A 17448-nucleotide genomic window follows, 5' to 3' on the forward strand; every position below is an offset into this window, starting at 1 on the left:
CATCAAGAATAATTCTTATTTTTATTCGCTATACGCTGCCTGACGGAAGGTCAGGTTATAGCGGAACGCTTGCGCCTGCGGATGAAAACCCGGTTTCAGCTGCTGAATACCGTGGTAGTAGAGCCGTGATTCCCCACCCCACACCACCACGTCGCCGTGCTCCAGCATCACGCGTTTCAGCGGGTCGTTACGCCGCAGCCCGCCAAACTGAAAGACTGCCGGCAGCCCTAAAGAGACCGAGACAATGGGCGCCCGTAAATCCGGCTCATCTTTATCCTGATGCAACGAGAGTTTCGCGCCGACGGCGTAGCGGTTAATCAGGCAGGCATCCGGGGTAAAATCGGCATAACCCGCAGTCACGGCAGCATCGTGACACAACGCCTGAAACGCATCGGGCATGGCGGGCCACGGGTTACCCGTTATGGGGTCCACCGGGGCATACAGATAGCCGCGATCGTCCGTCGTCCAGCCTAACCTGCCGCAGTTAGTCATCGCCACTGACATGGTATAGCCGCCCGGCGTCACCATATGGCGAAACGGCGAGCGTGCCGCGACGGCGTTTATACCGTCAAACAGCGCCGCCGCGCGGGAGAGCGCAAAACGGCGCAGGATCACCGCGCCCGGCGCCAGCGGCTCTTGCCAGGGTTCAGCCCCGGCGAACAGATCGAGCATTATCCCTCCCGGTTTTTCGCTTCACGTTGTAGCAACAGCGCCTTGCGCGCAGTGCCCCAGCGGTAGCCTGAAAGTGCGCCATCGTTACGCACCACCCGATGACAGGGGATAACGATCGCCAGCTTATTGGCAGCACATGCTCCGGCAACGGCGCGCACGGCGGCGGGTTTCCCGATGATTTTCGCCACCTGCTGATAGCTTGCCGTTTCCCCGCAGGGGATGGCGCGCAACGCCTGCCAGACCTGCTGCTGGAAAGCCGTGCCGCGAATATCCAGCGGTAACGTTAAAGGGGTATTTTGGTTGTCGAGGCTTTCGATAACCTGGCTAACCCGCAGCGCAAAAGCGCCGTCCGCAGTCTCGGGCCGGGCATGGGGAAACAGTGAATGCAGCTCATCCGTTAACATCGCGTCGTCGTCACCCAGCAAAATAGCGCAGATCCCCCGCTCGCTCTCTGCCACCAGGCAGCGACCGAAGGTGCAGTTGCTTAGCGCGTAATGCACCGCAACGTCACCTTTACGGTACTGTTTTGCCGTCATACCCAACGCGCTATCGGCTTTACGATAATAACTGCTGCTGTCAGGAAAACCTGCGGCCAGCACGGCATCGGTAATTTTATCGCCCTGTGCCAGCGCACTGCGCAGACGGCGGTCGCGCGCGGCCTGCTGCCAGGCTTTGGGCGTCATGCCGGTGATGGATTTAAACAGACGATGGAAATGGAATGGACTCATCGCTACCTGCTGCGCAAGCAATTCGAGGGTAATGGACGAGTCCTGTTCCAGCAGACGGCAGGCCTGTTCGACTTTTGCCAGTTTCTGCTCCTGCGGGTCGCGTTTATCCGGCATACAGCGCTTACAGGGGCGAAAGCCATCCTGCCCGGCATGTTGCGCATCAGGATAAAATCGAACATTTTTTCGCAGCGCGTGGCGAGCCCGGCAGGACGGGCGGCAAAAGATGCCGGTCGTTTGCACGGCAAAGACAAACTGATTATCAGCGCGCGGATCGCGGGCGAGCACGGCCTGCCAGCGATCCTCATCGGTTTTAAAGGTCAGGTTTTTCATCATCGGCTCCTCTTACAAGCATACTCATACCTTGCCTGAGCGCCACCGGACAAAAACCCGCAACCTTGCTTTTTAATTTTTTTCGCTCACGAGGAAGCTTTCAAACTGCGGGGAGCTCCAGGTTTTAAACCCATCGCCCTCTTTGGTTATCATGTACACCGCAAGGCCTTCCTGACGAACCACCTCTTTAGCCTTTTCCGGGCCAAGAACCATTAACCCGGTGTCCCAGGCATCGGCTTCCAGGGCGGTCGGGGCGATCACCGTCACGGACACCAGATTGTGCTCGATCGGACGACCTGTTTGCGGATCGATAACATGTGAAATACGTTTGCCGTCCAGCTCGTAATAGTTACGGTAGCTGCCGGACGTACTGATCCCGTGGCCGTTGATATCCACAATCGCCTGCACGGCGTTTTGCTGATCGGTCGGTTTTTGAATGGCCACGCGCCACGCTTTGCCAGTCGCATTCATTCCCCGGCTGACTAAGGCGCCGCCGACAGAGACCAGATAACGCGAAATCCCTTCCTGGGTCATCAGTGCGGCCAGGTGATCGGCGGCATAGCCCTCTCCTACCGTTGAGAGATCGACAAACAAGTCAGGAATGTCTTTTTGCAGATACTGCTGCCCGTACTGATGAATCACCGTCAAATGCTGCAAACCTGTACGGGCGCGCGCATCATCAATAGCCGCCTGATCGGGTGTCGTCACCGGCTGTTTATTCGGACCAAATCCCCACAGATTAACCAGCGGTCCGACTGTCACATCCATAGCGCCGTTTGTTTTGTAACCCACGCGCATCGCCTCGGTCACGATATCAGCCATGGCTTCACTTACCGGCCAGAGCGAGGTGCTTTTCGACAGATTAAAGCGCATCAGCGCGGAGTCGTTTTTGTATGTGGAAAGCAGCTGATCGTCGGCATCCAGCTGTGCCTGAATTTTTCCACGCAGATCGTCGGCACGTGCACTGTCGAGGTGCATCACGCTGACACGCCAGAAGGTGCCCATCGTTTTGCCTTCAAGGACCGTTGCCGCAGGGGTGTCTTTTTGGGCCACCGGGGGGGTGGAAGAGTCACATGCTGTCAGGAAAAAAAGGGTAGCCAGAAAGCTGGCGCGTAAAAAAGTCATGTCCATTCATTATTATCCTCATGCCAGGCCGGCAAGAGTACACCAAAACGGGGCATTTGTAAGACCCCAAAAAATGTATGAAAAAAGGGGCCAGATGGCCCCTTTGTAATACTGAGAAGCGATTAGAACTGGTAAACCAGACCCAGCGCTACGATGTCATCAGTACCGATACCAGCCTGTTTGGTGAAGTTGTTGTCATCCAGCAGGTTGATTTTGTAGTCCACGTAGGTAGACATGTTTTTGTTGAAGTAGTAAGTCGCACCAACATCAACATATTTCAGCAGATCTTGATCGCCGTAACCTTCGATGTCCTTACCTTTAGACTGGAGGTAAGCCACGGAAGGACGCAGGCCGAAGTCGAACTGGTACTGAGCAACCACTTCGAAGTTCTGCGCTTTGTTAGCAAAGCCATAAATGTCGCTGCTGCTCTGAGAGTTACCAAAACGGGTTGCGTTATAGGTCTGAGAGTACTGCGCGGCCAGATAGATGTTGTTCGCATCATATTTCAGACCACCAGAGTAGACTTCAGCGTGATCGCCGTTGCCCAGTGCTGCGGTGTTGTTCTGATCGTAAGTACGTTTGGAAGAAGACATTGCACCACCGATGCTGAAGCCTTCACCCAGGTTGTAGGTCAGGGACGCGCCGTAACCGTCACCGTTCTGTTTCAGGGTGCTACGACCGGTGTTGTTCTCGCCGTCTACGCTGCCGTTTTTGCCCTGATATTGCAGTGCAAAGTTCAGGCCATCGACCAGACCGAAGAAGTCCTGGTTACGGTAGGTTGCTACGCCGTTAGCACGGGATTGCAGGAAGTTATCTGCACCGTAGGTGTCGCCGCCGAATTCTGGCAGAACGTCAGTCCAGGAGGTCACGTCGTAGATAACGCCGTAGTTACGACCGTAATCGAAAGAACCCGCATCAGCGAATTTCAGACCTGCGAATGCAACACGCGTCCAGGACTGGTTGTCGCTTTCAGAGGTGTTACCCTGAATCTGGTATTCCCATTGGCCGTAACCGGTCAGTTGATCGTTAACCTGAGTTTCGCCTTTGAAGCCGATACGCATGTAGGTCTGGTCGCCGTCGTTACCTTTGTCGTCGGAGAAATAGTGCAGACCGTCGACTTTACCGTACAGATCTAATTTGTTGCCGTCTTTGTTATAAATTTCAGCCGCATTTGCTGCGCCTGCTACCAGCAGTGCTGGTACCAGGAGGGACAGTACTTTAACTTTCATGTTATTAACCCTCTGTTATATGCCTTATTATTACCACTGCTTACTGATTAACCCTCTTAACCAGTCGGCAATTTCATTCTCCTTAAAATTACAGAATAATCCAACGGGAATATGATACGAAAACTTTGAAGATGTTTCATTTTTCACCCAAGATGTTTCATTTTGTAAATTAAGGGGAACTTTTACAAAGCACGAAGAGCTTAAAAATATAGCACGTATAATCAAACGAAAAACTTCACCATGTAAAATCAAGATGTTACATTGAAAAATGTTACAGCACTGAATGACAAAACAAAAACCAGCAAAATCACTAAAATAACTCTCGCTATCATCATTAACTTTATTTATTACCGTCATTCAGTTTTGAATGTCTGTTTATCCCTAATTGAACCGGATGCCGAGCATTCGGTTTTTTTTTACCTTTCTTTACGTAATTATATTTTCGTTGTGCTACCGACCGGAAATCATAACGACTATTAATTAAATTCAGCCGAAATCATCTCCCCGTATTCGCGATTGCTGAAAAGCATAATTTCTTGTTAATTCGTGCTATTTCCTGAACTTCGTCGTTCCTTATTTGTACAAACACTCGCAAGCTGTACACCTTTAACGCAATGTGGTGCAGGGATAATCGCCACGGAAAAAGTCATCTATTCACAGGCTACGGCGCTGGAAATTCAGTTATTACCCTTTATACTGCCCTATCCCCTTAAAGCGCGGCCATCACGGGTTAACATATCAATGAGTCAGTCTGAAACCACCGCCCCGAGCAAATTCTCCCTTCTTCCCGGGAGCATCACCCGTTTCTTTCTTCTGTTGATCGTCGTGCTGTTAGTCACGATGGGGGTGATGGTTCAGAGTGCGGTTAATGCCTGGCTGAAGGATAAAAGCTATCAGATAGTGGATATCACCCATGCGGTGCATAAGCGCATCGATACATGGCGTTACGCCACCTGGCAGATTTACGACAATATTGCCGCTGCGCCTGCAACGTCATCCGGGGAAGGGTTACAGGAAACGCGCCTGAAGCAGGACGTTTACTACCTGGAAAAACCGCAGCGTAAAACAGAAGCGCTCATTTTCGGCTCGCACGACAGCGCAACGCTTGAGATGACCCAGCGCATCTCCTCGTACCTTGATACCCTTTGGGGTGCAGAAACAGTGCCATGGTCGATGTATTATCTGAATGGTCAGGACAACAGTATGATCCTGATTTCGACCTTACCGCTCAAAGATCTCTCCTCCGGGTTTAAAGAAACCGCGGTGGGCAGCATTGTGGATTCCCGTCGTGCGGAAATGCTGCAACAGGCTAACGCACTTGATGAACGCGAGAGTTTCTCTTCATTACGCCGCCTTGCCTGGCAGAACGGTCACTACTTTACGCTTCGTACCACCTTCAATCAGCCAGGCCACCTGGCAACCGTGGTGGCATTTGATCTGCCGATCAACGACTTGATCCCACCGGATATGCCGCTGGACAGCTTCCGTCTGGATCCCGATAACAACACGCAAAACATGCGCACGCCGCCGGATAAAGAAGGTGCTGAAAGTGTCGCTATCTCTTTTAACGGCTCGAAGATAGAGATAGCCTCCTCGCTGAACTCGACCGGGATGCGCCTGGTGTGGCAAGTGCCGTTTGGCACCCTGCTGCTCGATACGCTGCAAAACATTTTATTGCCGCTGCTGCTGAACATTGGTCTGCTGGCGCTGGCGCTGTTTGGTTACAGCACTTTCCGTTTCCAGCCTGGGCGTCAGAGCGAAGCCGCGTCTGCCCCGGCGGGAACCAGTAATGAACTGCGCGTATTGCGGGCGTTGAACGAAGAGATTATTTCCGTTCTGCCGCTTGGGGTGCTGGTTCACGATCAAGAGGCGAACCGCACGGTGATGAGCAATAAGATTGCCGATCATCTGCTGCCGCATCTTAATCTGCAAAACATCACCACCATGGCAGATCAGCACCAGGGCGTGATTCAGGCCACCATCAATAATGAACTGTATGAAATCCGCCAGTTCCGCAGCCAGGTCGCTTCCCGCACGCAAATTTTTATTATCCGCGACCAGGATCGTGAAGTGCTGGTCAACAAGAAGCTCAAACAGGCGCAGCGACTTTACGAGAAAAACCAGCAGGGTCGTGCGGCATTTATGCAGAATATTGGCGAGGCCTTTAAACGCCCATTGAAATCCCTCGCGAGCGGTGTTGCCAGCATCAACACGCCTGAAGGCCATCAGATAGCCAGCCAGGCGGATTCACTGGTTCGCCTGGTGGATGAAATTCAGCTGGCGAATATGCTGGAAAATGACAACTGGAAAGGAAGCTCCACCCTCTTCTCTATTCAGGATTTGATCGACGAAGTGGTGCCTGAGGTGTTGCCGGTCATTAAACGCAAAGGGCTACAACTGCTGATCAACAACCACTTGCCAGCCAATGACGAACGCCACGGCGATCGGGAAGCGCTGCGCCGTATTCTGCTGATGCTGATTCAGTATTCCGTGACCACCACCCAGATTGGCAAAGTGACGCTGGAGGTCAGCACCGACGAATCGGCTGACGATCGTCTTACGTTCCGTATTCTGGATACCGGAGAAGGCGTCACCACGAGTGAAATCGATAACCTGCACTTCCCATTCCTGAACGATACCCAGAGCGATCGCTACGGCAAAGCCAATGCCCTGACCTTCTGGTTGTGCGATCAGCTGGCACGCAAACTTGGCGGGCACCTGAATATCAAAGCCCGCGAGTCGCTCGGCACCCGCTATTCTCTGCACGTGAAAATGGCGGCAAATCCGCAAGAAGAAGATGAAGAACGCCTGCTGGATGAAGTGACGGTGATGGTAGATGTGACCTCAAATGAGATCCGCAATATCGTGGTTCGTCAGTTAGAAAACTGGGGAGCGGAGTGCATCACGCCTGATGAAAGGCTCACGAGTCAAGAATTTGATCTGTTTTTAACAGATAATCCGTCTAATCTTACAGCCTCCGGCTTGCTTTTAAGCGATGATGAGCCAGGCGTGCGAAAAATCGGCCCAGGCCAGATGCGCGTCAACTTTAATATGAGCAATGCTATGCAGGAAGCTGTACTACAACTAATAGAAGAACAGCTGGCGCAAGAAGAGATCCTGGAGTCCCCTTTGGGCGGCGACGAAAATGCCGAACTCCATGCCAGTGGCTACTATTCACTCTTTGTTGATACAGTACCAGATGATGTTAAGCGGTTGTATACTGAGTCCGCTGCAAATGATTTTGCAGCGCTGGCGCAGACAGCACACCGGCTTAAAGGGGTGTTTGCCATGCTTAATCTGGTTCCCGGCAAGCAGTTATGTGAAACGCTGGAACATCTAATTCGTGAGAAAGATGCCTCTGGCATTGAAAAATATATCAGCGACATTGACGCCTACGTCAAAAGCTTGCTGTAGCAAGGTAGCCTAATACATGAACAATATGAACGTAATTATTGCCGATGACCATCCGATTGTACTGTTCGGTATTCGCAAATCACTTGAACAGATCGAGTGGGTGAATGTAGTCGGTGAATTTGAAGACTCCACAGCACTGATCAATAACCTCCCAAAGCTTGATGCACACGTGCTCATTACCGATCTCTCCATGCCGGGCGATAAATACGGTGATGGGATCACGCTCATCAAATACATTAAACGCCACTTCCCGGATATCTCGATTATCGTTCTGACCATGAACAACAACCCGGCGATTTTAAGCGCCGTGCTGGATCTGGATATCGAAGGGATTGTGCTGAAACAAGGCGCGCCGACCGACCTGCCTAAAGCGCTGGCCGCGTTGCAGAAAGGCAAGAAATTCACCCCTGAAAGCGTTTCCCGTCTGCTGGAGAAAATCAGCGCGGGTGGCTACGGTGACAAACGTCTGTCGCCAAAAGAGAGTGAAGTTCTGCGCCTGTTCGCCGAAGGTTTCCTGGTGACCGAGATTGCCAAGAAGCTGAACCGCAGTATTAAAACCATCAGTAGCCAGAAGAAATCAGCGATGATGAAACTGGGTGTTGATAACGATATTGCACTGCTGAACTATCTTTCCTCCGTTACGCTGAGCGCGACGGACAAGGATTGATCCTCACTGTAAATGCCGGGTGGCGCTCTCGCTAACCCGGCCTACAGACCCCGCAGGCCCGCGCAAGCGCAGCGCCGCCGGGCAAATAAAAAAGGCCCTTACGGGCCTTTTTTATATCCGGGTTTTTCTTACCCGCTCGGCATAAATTGACAGCGTCTGCCTGAGCACGTCCAGCGTCACCGGTTTCGACAGGCAGCTGTCCATGCCGGATTCCAGACAGCGCTGCTTCTCTTCCGCCAGCGCGTTTGCCGTCACCCCTACCACCGGCAGCGTCAGGCCAAGCTGGCGAATACGCTGCGTCAGGCGATAACCGTCCATGTTCGGCATGTTGACGTCACTCAGCACGATATCGATGTGGTTTTTACTCAGGACATTCAGGGCGTCCACGCCGTCATTGGCGGTTTTACACTGGTAACCCAGCGAGCCCAGCTGGTCAGCCAGCAGGCGGCGGTTAATAGGGTGATCGTCCACCACCAGAATCATCATATCGTCGTTCTCAGACGCCAGAGATTCCGGTGACGGCAGCGCCGCAGCGCCTTCGCTGTCTTCCAGCTGGACACTGTATATGCGCGCCAGCAGCCCCAGAATTTCATGCGGCGTGGCGACACTGTGGATCCATTCTCCCGGCGCGCGTTCAAGCGGGATGCCGATATGACGACGGCAGAACGTGACCACGCCCCTCCCCGTCCAGGCCTGCTCCAGCTCGTCATCGGTGACCAGCATATCGTCAGCGTCCGGCGTTTGCCCCTCATAACGCGACACCCGCATCCCGCTGTTGCTCAGCAACGAGACAAGGAAATCATGCAGCGAGGCGTTGTGAACCGCCAGCCAGCAGCGTTTGCCGTTCAGCCCGTCCAGCGTGGATTTCACCGGATACTGTGCCGAATAGAGCGGAATACGAATGGTGAACTGACTCCCCATACCCGGCTCAGTGTCGACGGAGATATCGCCGTCCATCATGCTGATCAGTTTTTCACAAATCGCCAGCCCCAGCCCTGTGCCCTGGAAATTACGCTGTACACCGGTGCCGACCTGGAAGAACGGGTCAAACAGGCGAACCACTTCCTTCGCCGGGATCCCCACGCCCGTATCGCGCACGCGGATGCTCAGGTAATCCCCTGCCCGGCTGACGTGCAGCACAATGCACCCGATGTCGGTAAACTTAATGGCATTGCTCAGCAGGTTAGAAATCACCTGTTGCAAACGCATCGGGTCGCCCTGTAGCGTCAGCGGCACATCCGGTTCGATAAAGCAGTAAAGCCCAAGCTGTTTGCGCACCACCAGCGGCATATAGTTGGCGCTGATGTGGTTCATCACTTCACGCGGGGAGAACTCGCGCGGCTCAATTTTCAGCTGCTCAGACTCAATTTTAGAGAAGTCGAGGATATCGCTGATGATTTTCAGCAGCAGACTCGACGAGTTGTTCATCGCCGTCACCAGGCGCTCAACGCCGTTTGGCAGCTCTTTGGTTTGCAGAAGATCGAGGTTACCGATGATCCCGTACAGCGGGGTACGCAGCTCGTGGCTGACTGTCGCAAGGAACATGGATTTCGACTGGCTGGCCTGCTCTGCCGCCTGGGCCATTTCCTGCAGCGACTCTTCCATTTTCACGCGGGCAGAGACATCCACCAGCACACAAATCGCCACGTTTTCATTGCGATAACGGGAATGGACGAAACTGATTTGCAGGTTGGTATGGGTGCTGGTCAGCACATCCACAAAGTTAACCTGCTGCCCGCAGATAATCTGCGTCAGCCGCTGCCTGTCTTCATGCGTCAGCATGTTCAGGTAGTTATGCGCCAGCTCGTTACTGAGGATGTTCGTTCCATCCTGGGTGCGCAGAATACAGATGCCCACCGGAGCGGAAGCAACAATCTTACGGTTAAATTGCTCGTGCTCTTCCAGCCTTTGCGCGTCATTTTCCGCCGGGATAAAGATTTTCCGCTCGTACATTCGCGCCAGCGTAAACAGCGCAATCCCGACCAGCACATTAAGAATGATAGCGTTAAGGATAAGGATGCGGATCCGCTCAAGCACCATATCGACCGGCACGGAGTAAACAATGCTGAGCGAAGACGGCGGTAAACTTTTCTTCAGCACCAGCTCACGGAAACCGGACGTGTAGCCAAACCATGAACGTTCCTGCATCCAGTGGTAATCGACTTTTAAACGATTTTCCGGCCCGGTCAGGGAAATCAGGGTGTGACCATTTTCATCCAGAACGGTCACGCCCATCGGCAGGCTGCCTGGGGTGAAGAAGTTCTCCATACGAATGGTTTGTTCAATACCCAGCAGGGCCTGTAAGCGATTCCCCAGATAAACCGGCGTCAGGGCATAGAAATAACCCACTCCCATACGCGGGCCCTGGCTTATCCAGAAAAGATTGTTGCCGCGCTCGTCCTGCGGCGCATTACGGTACTTCACGATCCGCTCATGCAGGCTTTTCAGGGCGTCATCACGTTCAACCGGAACATCCCGCAGGCCGAAATCAGCCATGCACAGGTTATCGCTGCCTATCAGGAACACGCGATTAAGATCGTAGGCGGCGGAAAAATTATCGCGCCAGTAGCGCATAAACCAGGCCAGTGATTCCAGTGAACCCCGCCAGGTGCTGCCCATTGCAGAGCAGTCAGAGTCCGGAAACAACGGTTCGAAGTCCGGCACTTCCGTTTTGTCATTACGCCCGCGCGTGGCAAGCACCCCGTTTTCCGCCGTCAGGCGATTTTCAGCGATGTACTTCAGCTCTTTCATCACATCCGAGGTGCGCTGAATATAACGCTGGGCCTGATCGGAACTGAGATTGAACTCCTGGCGGATCTCAGATTCTTTCTGGTGTAGCGCGTTAACGATGTAAAACACCGAGAACAGTGCCACCAGCAACCAAAGCAATAGCGCCAACGCCCGAAACAGATAGCGAGAAACTTTTAGCGTGGTACGAAAGGAAACGAGGTATTTCAAGGGGGCGAGGCTCCGCCGTCGGGGTCAAAAAGAATGTGGTTTAAGGTAGCGGTAAACGCGCCTTGTCGCAACGTTCACTTGTCTGCATCTGAAAAAGAAAAGGGCCGGAATCCGGCCCTTTTTGCATCAGAAGACATTACTCGTCAGCGTCATCCGCTGCATCATCGTCGGTGTCGGCTTCTGGCGCGATTTCATCGTCGCCTTCTGCTGCGCTTCCGTCGATAGAGTCGAGCTCTTCGTCATCCACTGGCTCTGCCACACGTTGCAGACCCACTACGTTTTCATCTTCCGCCGTACGGATGAGGATAACGCCCTGGGTGTTACGGCCAACCACGCTGATCTCGGAAACACGGGTACGCACCAGCGTACCAGCATCGGTGATCATCATGATCTGGTCGGTATCATCTACCTGAACCGCGCCCACAACGGAACCATTGCGCTCGGTCACTTTGATAGAGATAACGCCCTGCGTGCCACGAGACTTGGTCGGATATTCCGTTTCCGCGGTACGTTTACCGTAGCCGTTCTGCGTCACGGTCAGGATTGCACCTTCACCGCGCGGAACGATCAGGGAAACCACGGAGTCTTCACCCGCCAGTTTGATCCCGCGAACACCGGTCGCAGTACGACCCATCGCACGTACTGCGTTCTCTTTAAAGCGCACTACTTTACCGGCGGCAGAGAACAGCATCACTTCATCGGAACCGGAGGTCAGATCCACGCCAATCAGTTCATCGCCTTCGTTCAGATTCACGGCGATAATACCGGCAGAACGCGGACGGCTGAACTCGGTCAGCGCCGTTTTCTTCACGGTGCCGCTGGCGGTCGCCATAAAGACGTTCACGCCTTCCGCATACTCACGTACTGGCAGAATGGCGGTGATACGCTCGTTCGCTTCCAGCGGCAGCAGGTTAACGATAGGACGACCACGCGCGCCACGGCTCGCTTCTGGCAGCTGATACACTTTCATCCAGTACAAACGGCCACGGCTTGAGAAGCAGAGGATCGTGTCATGGGTGTTGGCCACCAGCAGGCGGTCGATAAAGTCTTCTTCTTTAATACGTGCCGCAGATTTACCTTTACCACCACGACGCTGTGCTTCGTAGTCGGTCAACGGCTGATACTTCACATAGCCCTGGTGAGACAGGGTAACAACAACGTCTTCCTGGTTGATCAGGTCTTCGATGTTGATGTCCGCAGTATTCGCGGTGATTTCGGTGCGACGCTCATCGCCAAACTGATCGCGGATCAGCTCCAGCTCTTCACGGATCACTTCCATCAGACGATCTGCGCTACCCAGGATATGCAGCAGCTCAGCGATCTGCTCCAGCAGCTCTTTGTACTCGTCGAGCAGTTTTTCATGCTCAAGGCCGGTCAGTTTCTGCAAACGCAGATCCAGAATGGCCTGCGCCTGCTGTTCAGTCAGGTAATACTGACCGTCACGTACGCCAAACTCTGGCTCCAGCCACTCAGGACGCGCAGCGTCATCGCCGGCACGTTCCAGCATTGCCGCCACGTTACCCAGATCCCACGGACGCGCAATCAGGGAAGCTTTCGCTTCAGCTGGCGTCGGCGCGCGACGGATCAGCTCGATGATTGGGTCGATGTTCGCCAGAGCAACGGCCAGTGCTTCCAGGATATGAGCACGGTCGCGGGCTTTGCGCAGTTCAAAGATAGTACGGCGAGTCACCACTTCACGGCGGTGACGCACGAACGCGCTCAGGATCTCTTTCAGGTTCATGATCTTCGGCTGACCATGGTGCAGTGCAACCATGTTGATACCGAAGGAAACCTGGAGCTGAGTCTGGGAATACAGGTTGTTCAGCACAACCTCGCCCACCGCGTCGCGTTTGATTTCAATCACGATGCGCATCCCGTCTTTGTCAGACTCGTCACGCAGCGCGCTGATACCTTCAACACGTTTCTCTTTTACCAGCTCGGCGATTTTTTCAATCAAACGAGCTTTGTTCACCTGATACGGGATCTCATGAACGATGATCGTTTCACGACCCGTTTTCGCGTCCGCTTCCACTTCAGCGCGGGCACGGATATAAATCTTGCCGCGACCGGTGCGGTACGCTTCTTCGATACCACGACGACCGTTGATGATCGCCGCCGTCGGGAAGTCCGGACCCGGGATGTGTTCCATCAGCCCTTCAATGCTGATGTCTTCATCTTCGATATAGGCCAGGCAGCCGTTGATCACTTCCGTGATGTTGTGCGGCGGAATGTTGGTTGCCATACCTACGGCGATACCGGACGAACCGTTCACTAGCAGGTTAGGGATTTTCGTTGGCATAACGTCAGGGATTTTTTCCGTGCCGTCATAGTTATCAACGAAATCAACCGTCTCTTTTTCCAGGTCGGCCATCAGTTCATGCGCAATTTTCGCCAGACGGATTTCCGTATAACGCATTGCCGCGGCGGAGTCGCCGTCGATAGAACCAAAGTTACCCTGACCATCTACCAGCATGTAACGCAGCGAGAATGGCTGCGCCATACGGACGATAGTGTCGTACACCGCGGAATCACCATGGGGATGGTATTTACCGATTACGTCACCAACGACACGGGCAGATTTTTTGTAGGCTTTATTCCAGTCATTGCCCAATACGTTCATGGCGTATAGTACGCGACGGTGTACCGGCTTAAGGCCATCGCGGACGTCCGGCAGCGCACGGCCAACAATGACCGACATCGCATAGTCCAGATAGGAGCTCTTCAGCTCTTCCTCGATGTTGACCGGTGTAATTTCTCTCGCAAGGTCGCTCATCTAACCGCTATCCCTCTACTGTATCCCGGATTCAAAGGTCGCAAATTATAACACACCCACAGGGTTATAAACCAATTTGGTTTATTATCCTGATATACTGCCCCGTCTTTAAATTACGGAGTAAAAGCGTCCATGAATGCCGAAAAATCCCCGGTGGCTCACAACGTTGACCATGAAGAGATTGCCAAATTCGAAGCGGTGGCGTCCCGCTGGTGGGATCTCGAAGGTGAGTTTAAACCTTTGCACCGTATTAACCCGCTGCGTCTGGGCTATATCGCGGAGCGTTCCGGCGGTCTGTTCGGGAAGAAAGTCCTCGACGTAGGCTGTGGCGGCGGCATCCTGGCGGAAAGCATGGCACGCGAAGGGGGAACCGTTACTGGCCTTGACATGGGGTTTGAACCTTTGCAGGTTGCACGCTTACACGCGCTGGAGTCCGGTGTGCAGGTTGAGTATGTGCAAGAAACCGTCGAGGAACATGCGGCGAAGTACGCCCATCAGTACGATGTAGTGACCTGTATGGAGATGCTCGAACACGTACCGGACCCGCAGTCGGTAGTGAATGCCTGCGCAAAACTGGTTAAGCCTGGCGGCCAGGTGTTCTTCTCTACCATTAACCGCAACGGTAAAGCCTGGCTGATGGCCGTGGTCGGTGCAGAATATGTCCTGCGCATGGTGCCGAAAGGGACGCATGACGTGAAGAAATTCATCAAGCCTGCTGAATTACTGGGCTGGGTGGATCAGACATGGCTCAAAGAGCAGCACATCACGGGTCTGCATTACAATCCATTAACAGACAAATTCAAGCTCGCCCCGGGTGTTGATGTTAACTATATGTTGCACACAACAGCCAAAAATGACTAACGTCATCAAATAATCTTATAAAGATTGCGCGACATCATGTTGCGCAATTTTGACCTCTCGTCGAAGAAATCAGCACTCGATCAAATTTTGAATTTTTTTTCTAAATTATTGACATGTCTTCCAGGCCTTACGGTACGAGGACTTAGGCTTTTTTACCCTTTCACAACCTCAATTTAACGTCAAAATCAACCCTTGTGCTGAAATGATTCGATACTAGAATACTCACCATATAGCGTTTCTCTTATCGCAAACCCCCTATATGTAGTATTTATCCACAGAGTTAGTCACAAGGCGGCCCTGTGGATAAACGGGGGATATTTTTTTATTTCACGGACAGGTAAAAACCCACATGAATCAGAGTCTGCTGGTGACAAAACGCGACGGTACTACCGAGCGTATCAATCTGGACAAAATCCATCGAGTTCTCGACTGGGCAGCAGAAGGACTGAACAACGTATCTATCTCCCAGGTTGAACTGCGTTCCCATATCCAGTTCTACGACGGCATCAAAACGTCTGATATCCATGAAACCATCATCAAGGCAGCGGCGGATCTGATCTCCCGTGAAGCACCGGATTATCAGTACCTGGCTGCACGCCTGGCCATTTTCCACCTGCGTAAAAAAGCCTACGGCCAGTTTGAGCCGCCTAAGCTGTACGATCACGTAGTGAAAATGGTCGAGCTGGGCAAATACGACACGCATCTGCTGGAAGACTACACGGAAGAAGAGTTCGAGCAGATGAACGGGTTTATCGATCACTGGCGCGATATGAACTTCTCCTACGCGGCGGTGAAACAGCTTGAAGGCAAATACCTGGTTCAGAACCGTGTAACCGGCGAAATCTACGAGAGCGCCCAGTTCCTCTATATTCTGGTTGCTGCCTGCCTGTTCTCTAACTATCCGCGTGATACCCGTCTGGAATACGTGAAGCGTTTCTACGACGCGGTGTCGACGTTCAAGATTTCTCTGCCAACGCCAATCATGTCTGGCGTGCGCACCCCTACCCGTCAGTTCAGCTCCTGCGTACTGATCGAGTGTGGCGACAGCCTGGATTCCATCAACGCCACCTCCAGCGCCATTGTGAAATACGTCTCCCAGCGTGCCGGTATCGGTATTAACGCCGGTCGTATTCGCGCCCTGGGTAGCCCAATTCGCGGCGGTGAAGCGTTCCACACCGGCTGTATCCCGTTCTATAAGCACTTCCAGACGGCAGTAAAATCCTGCTCTCAGGGCGGTGTGCGTGGTGGTGCTGCAACCCTGTTCTACCCAATGTGGCACCTGGAAGTTGAAAGCCTGCTGGTACTGAAAAACAACCGTGGTGTTGAAGGCAACCGCGTGCGCCACATGGACTACGGCGTGCAGATCAACAAACTGATGTACACCCGTCTGCTGAAAGGTGAAGAGATCACCCTGTTCAGCCCGTCTGACGTCCCGGGCCTGTACGATACCTTCTTCGCCGATCAGGATGAGTTTGAGCGTCTGTACACCAAATACGAAAAAGACGACAGCATCCGTAAACAGCGTGTGAAAGCGGTAGACCTGTTCTCTCTGATGATGCAGGAACGTGCCTCTACTGGCCGTATCTATATTCAGAACGTTGACCACTGCAACACTCACAGCCCGTTCGACCCGGCTGTTGCACCAGTGCGCCAGTCTAACCTGTGCCTGGAAATCGCCCTGCCAACTAAACCGCTGGACGATGTAAACGACGAAAACGGTGAAATTGCGCTGTGTACGCTGTCTGCGTTCAACCTGGGTGCCATTAAGAGCCTGGACGAGCTGGAAGAGCTGGCCGTGCTGGCTGTACGCGCACTCGACGCCCTGCTGGATTACCAGGATTACCCAATCCCGGCGGCAAAACGTGGCGCGATGGGTCGTCGTACCCTGGGTATTGGCGTGATCAACTTCGCCTACTGGCTGGCGAAAAACGGCAAGCGTTACTCTGACGGCAGCGCCAACAATCTGACCCACCAGACATTTGAAGCTATTCAGTATTACCTGATGAAAGCCTCCAACGAGCTGGCGAAAGAGCAAGGCGCGTGCCCGTGGTTTAACGAAACTACCTACGCCAAAGGCATCATGCCGATCGACACCTATAAGAAAGACCTGGACGGGATTGTCAGCGAACCGCTGCACCTCGACTGGGAAGGTTTGCGCGAATCCATCAAGGCGCACGGCCTGCGTAACTCCACGCTCTCTGCCCTGATGCCGTCTGAGACCTCTTCGCAGATCTCTAACGCCACCAACGGTATTGAGCCACCGCGCGGTCACGTCAGCATCAAAGCATCGAAAGACGGCGTGCTGCGTCAGGTGGTGCCGGATTACGAAACGCTGGGTAACAACTACGAGCTGCTGTGGGAAATGCCAAACAACGATGGCTACCTGCAACTGGTTGGGATCATGCAGAAGTTTATCGACCAGTCGATCTCTGCCAATACCAACTATGACCCGACGCGCTTCCCGTCTGGCAAGGTTCCGATGCAGCAACTGCTGAAAGACCTGCTCACCGCCTATAAATTTGGCGTGAAAACCCTGTACTATCACAACACCCGTGATGGTGCGGAAGACGCCCAGGATGACCTGGCACCGTCAATTCAGGACGATGGCTGCGAAAGCGGCGCATGTAAGATCTAATGTAAATGCCGGGTGGCGCTTCGCTTACCCGGCCTACGGTTTTGTCGGCCCCGCCG

10 protein-coding genes are annotated in these 17448 nt (G+C 53.3%); 4 read left to right on the forward strand and 6 right to left on the reverse strand.

The genetic code is table 11. The features are described from left to right. Positions 1–21: 21 nt before the first annotated feature. From alkB to N1249_RS14985, 4 genes are all read right to left on the reverse strand, one after another. Positions 22–672, reverse strand: coding sequence for a DNA oxidative demethylase AlkB (gene alkB, locus N1249_RS14970; protein ID WP_259830613.1), 651 nt, complete (start codon positions 670–672; stop codon positions 22–24). After that, positions 672–1730, reverse strand: coding sequence for a bifunctional DNA-binding transcriptional regulator/O6-methylguanine-DNA methyltransferase Ada (ada, locus tag N1249_RS14975; protein WP_259838136.1), 1059 nt, complete (start codon positions 1728–1730; stop codon positions 672–674). The genes alkB and ada overlap by 1 nt, the downstream gene beginning before the upstream one ends. A gap of 72 nt (positions 1731–1802) precedes the next feature. Then, positions 1803–2861 carry an FAD:protein FMN transferase ApbE gene (gene apbE / locus N1249_RS14980; RefSeq protein WP_259830615.1) on the reverse strand — a complete coding sequence of 353 codons (1059 nt, stop codon included), beginning with the start codon at positions 2859–2861 and terminating at the stop codon, positions 1803–1805. 116 nt (positions 2862–2977) lie between these two features. Beyond that, a complete protein-coding gene (locus tag N1249_RS14985; protein ID WP_217187476.1) occupies positions 2978–4084 on the reverse strand; it encodes a porin OmpC in 1107 nt (368 codons plus the stop codon). Positions 4085–4825: 741 nt separating this feature from the next. Here N1249_RS14985 and rcsD point away from each other — a divergent pair. Together rcsD and rcsB are read left to right on the forward strand one after the other, a co-directional pair. Further along, positions 4826–7498, forward strand: coding sequence for a phosphotransferase RcsD (rcsD, locus tag N1249_RS14990; protein ID WP_259830617.1), 2673 nt, complete (start codon positions 4826–4828; stop codon positions 7496–7498). Between the two features lie 16 nt (positions 7499–7514). Next, complete coding sequence (rcsB, locus tag N1249_RS14995; protein ID WP_003859405.1) at positions 7515–8165, forward strand: response regulator transcription factor RcsB; 651 nt, start codon at positions 7515–7517, stop codon at positions 8163–8165. Between the two features lie 111 nt (positions 8166–8276). Here the strand turns inward: rcsB and rcsC are convergent, their stop codons facing one another. Both rcsC and gyrA read right to left on the reverse strand, forming a co-directional pair. After that, positions 8277–11123: a two-component system sensor histidine kinase RcsC gene (gene rcsC, locus N1249_RS15000; protein WP_259830618.1), complete on the reverse strand. Its 2847-nt coding sequence runs from the start codon at positions 11121–11123 to the stop codon at positions 8277–8279. Positions 11124–11259: 136 nt separating this feature from the next. After that, entirely contained in the window at positions 11260–13896 is a 2637-nt protein-coding gene (gene gyrA, locus N1249_RS15005; protein WP_014071077.1) for a DNA topoisomerase (ATP-hydrolyzing) subunit A, read from the reverse strand. 132 nt (positions 13897–14028) lie between these two features. On the opposite strand from gyrA, the gene ubiG reads away from it, so the two are divergent. Then, positions 14029–14757 (forward strand): bifunctional 2-polyprenyl-6-hydroxyphenol methylase/3-demethylubiquinol 3-O-methyltransferase UbiG, encoded by a 729-nt coding sequence (gene ubiG / locus N1249_RS15010; protein ID WP_259830619.1) that lies wholly within the window; start codon positions 14029–14031, stop codon positions 14755–14757. A gap of 349 nt (positions 14758–15106) precedes the next feature. Beyond that, positions 15107–17392, forward strand: coding sequence for a class 1a ribonucleoside-diphosphate reductase subunit alpha (gene nrdA, locus N1249_RS15015; protein ID WP_259830620.1), 2286 nt, complete (start codon positions 15107–15109; stop codon positions 17390–17392). Positions 17393–17448 lie beyond the last annotated feature (56 nt).

Source organism: Enterobacter sp. CP102, from assembly GCF_025152625.1.
GTDB classification, from domain to species: domain Bacteria; phylum Pseudomonadota; class Gammaproteobacteria; order Enterobacterales; family Enterobacteriaceae; genus Enterobacter; species Enterobacter soli.

What these genes read in the sequence shown, in the direction of transcription:
- ada (WP_259838136.1), bottom strand. Translation starts at nt 1,730, where the DNA reads ATGAAAAACCTGACCTTTAAAACCGATGAGGATCGCTGGCAGGCCGTG.
- rcsD (WP_259830617.1), top strand. Translation starts at nt 4,826, where the DNA reads ATGAGTCAGTCTGAAACCACCGCCCCGAGCAAATTCTCCCTTCTTCCC.
- gyrA (WP_014071077.1), bottom strand. Translation starts at nt 13,896, where the DNA reads ATGAGCGACCTTGCGAGAGAAATTACACCGGTCAACATCGAGGAAGAG.
- alkB (WP_259830613.1), bottom strand. Translation starts at nt 672, where the DNA reads ATGCTCGATCTGTTCGCCGGGGCTGAACCCTGGCAAGAGCCGCTGGCG.
- ubiG (WP_259830619.1), top strand. Translation starts at nt 14,029, where the DNA reads ATGAATGCCGAAAAATCCCCGGTGGCTCACAACGTTGACCATGAAGAG.
- rcsB (WP_003859405.1), top strand. Translation starts at nt 7,515, where the DNA reads ATGAACAATATGAACGTAATTATTGCCGATGACCATCCGATTGTACTG.
- apbE (WP_259830615.1), bottom strand. Translation starts at nt 2,861, where the DNA reads ATGGACATGACTTTTTTACGCGCCAGCTTTCTGGCTACCCTTTTTTTC.
- N1249_RS14985 (WP_217187476.1), bottom strand. Translation starts at nt 4,084, where the DNA reads ATGAAAGTTAAAGTACTGTCCCTCCTGGTACCAGCACTGCTGGTAGCA.
- nrdA (WP_259830620.1), top strand. Translation starts at nt 15,107, where the DNA reads ATGAATCAGAGTCTGCTGGTGACAAAACGCGACGGTACTACCGAGCGT.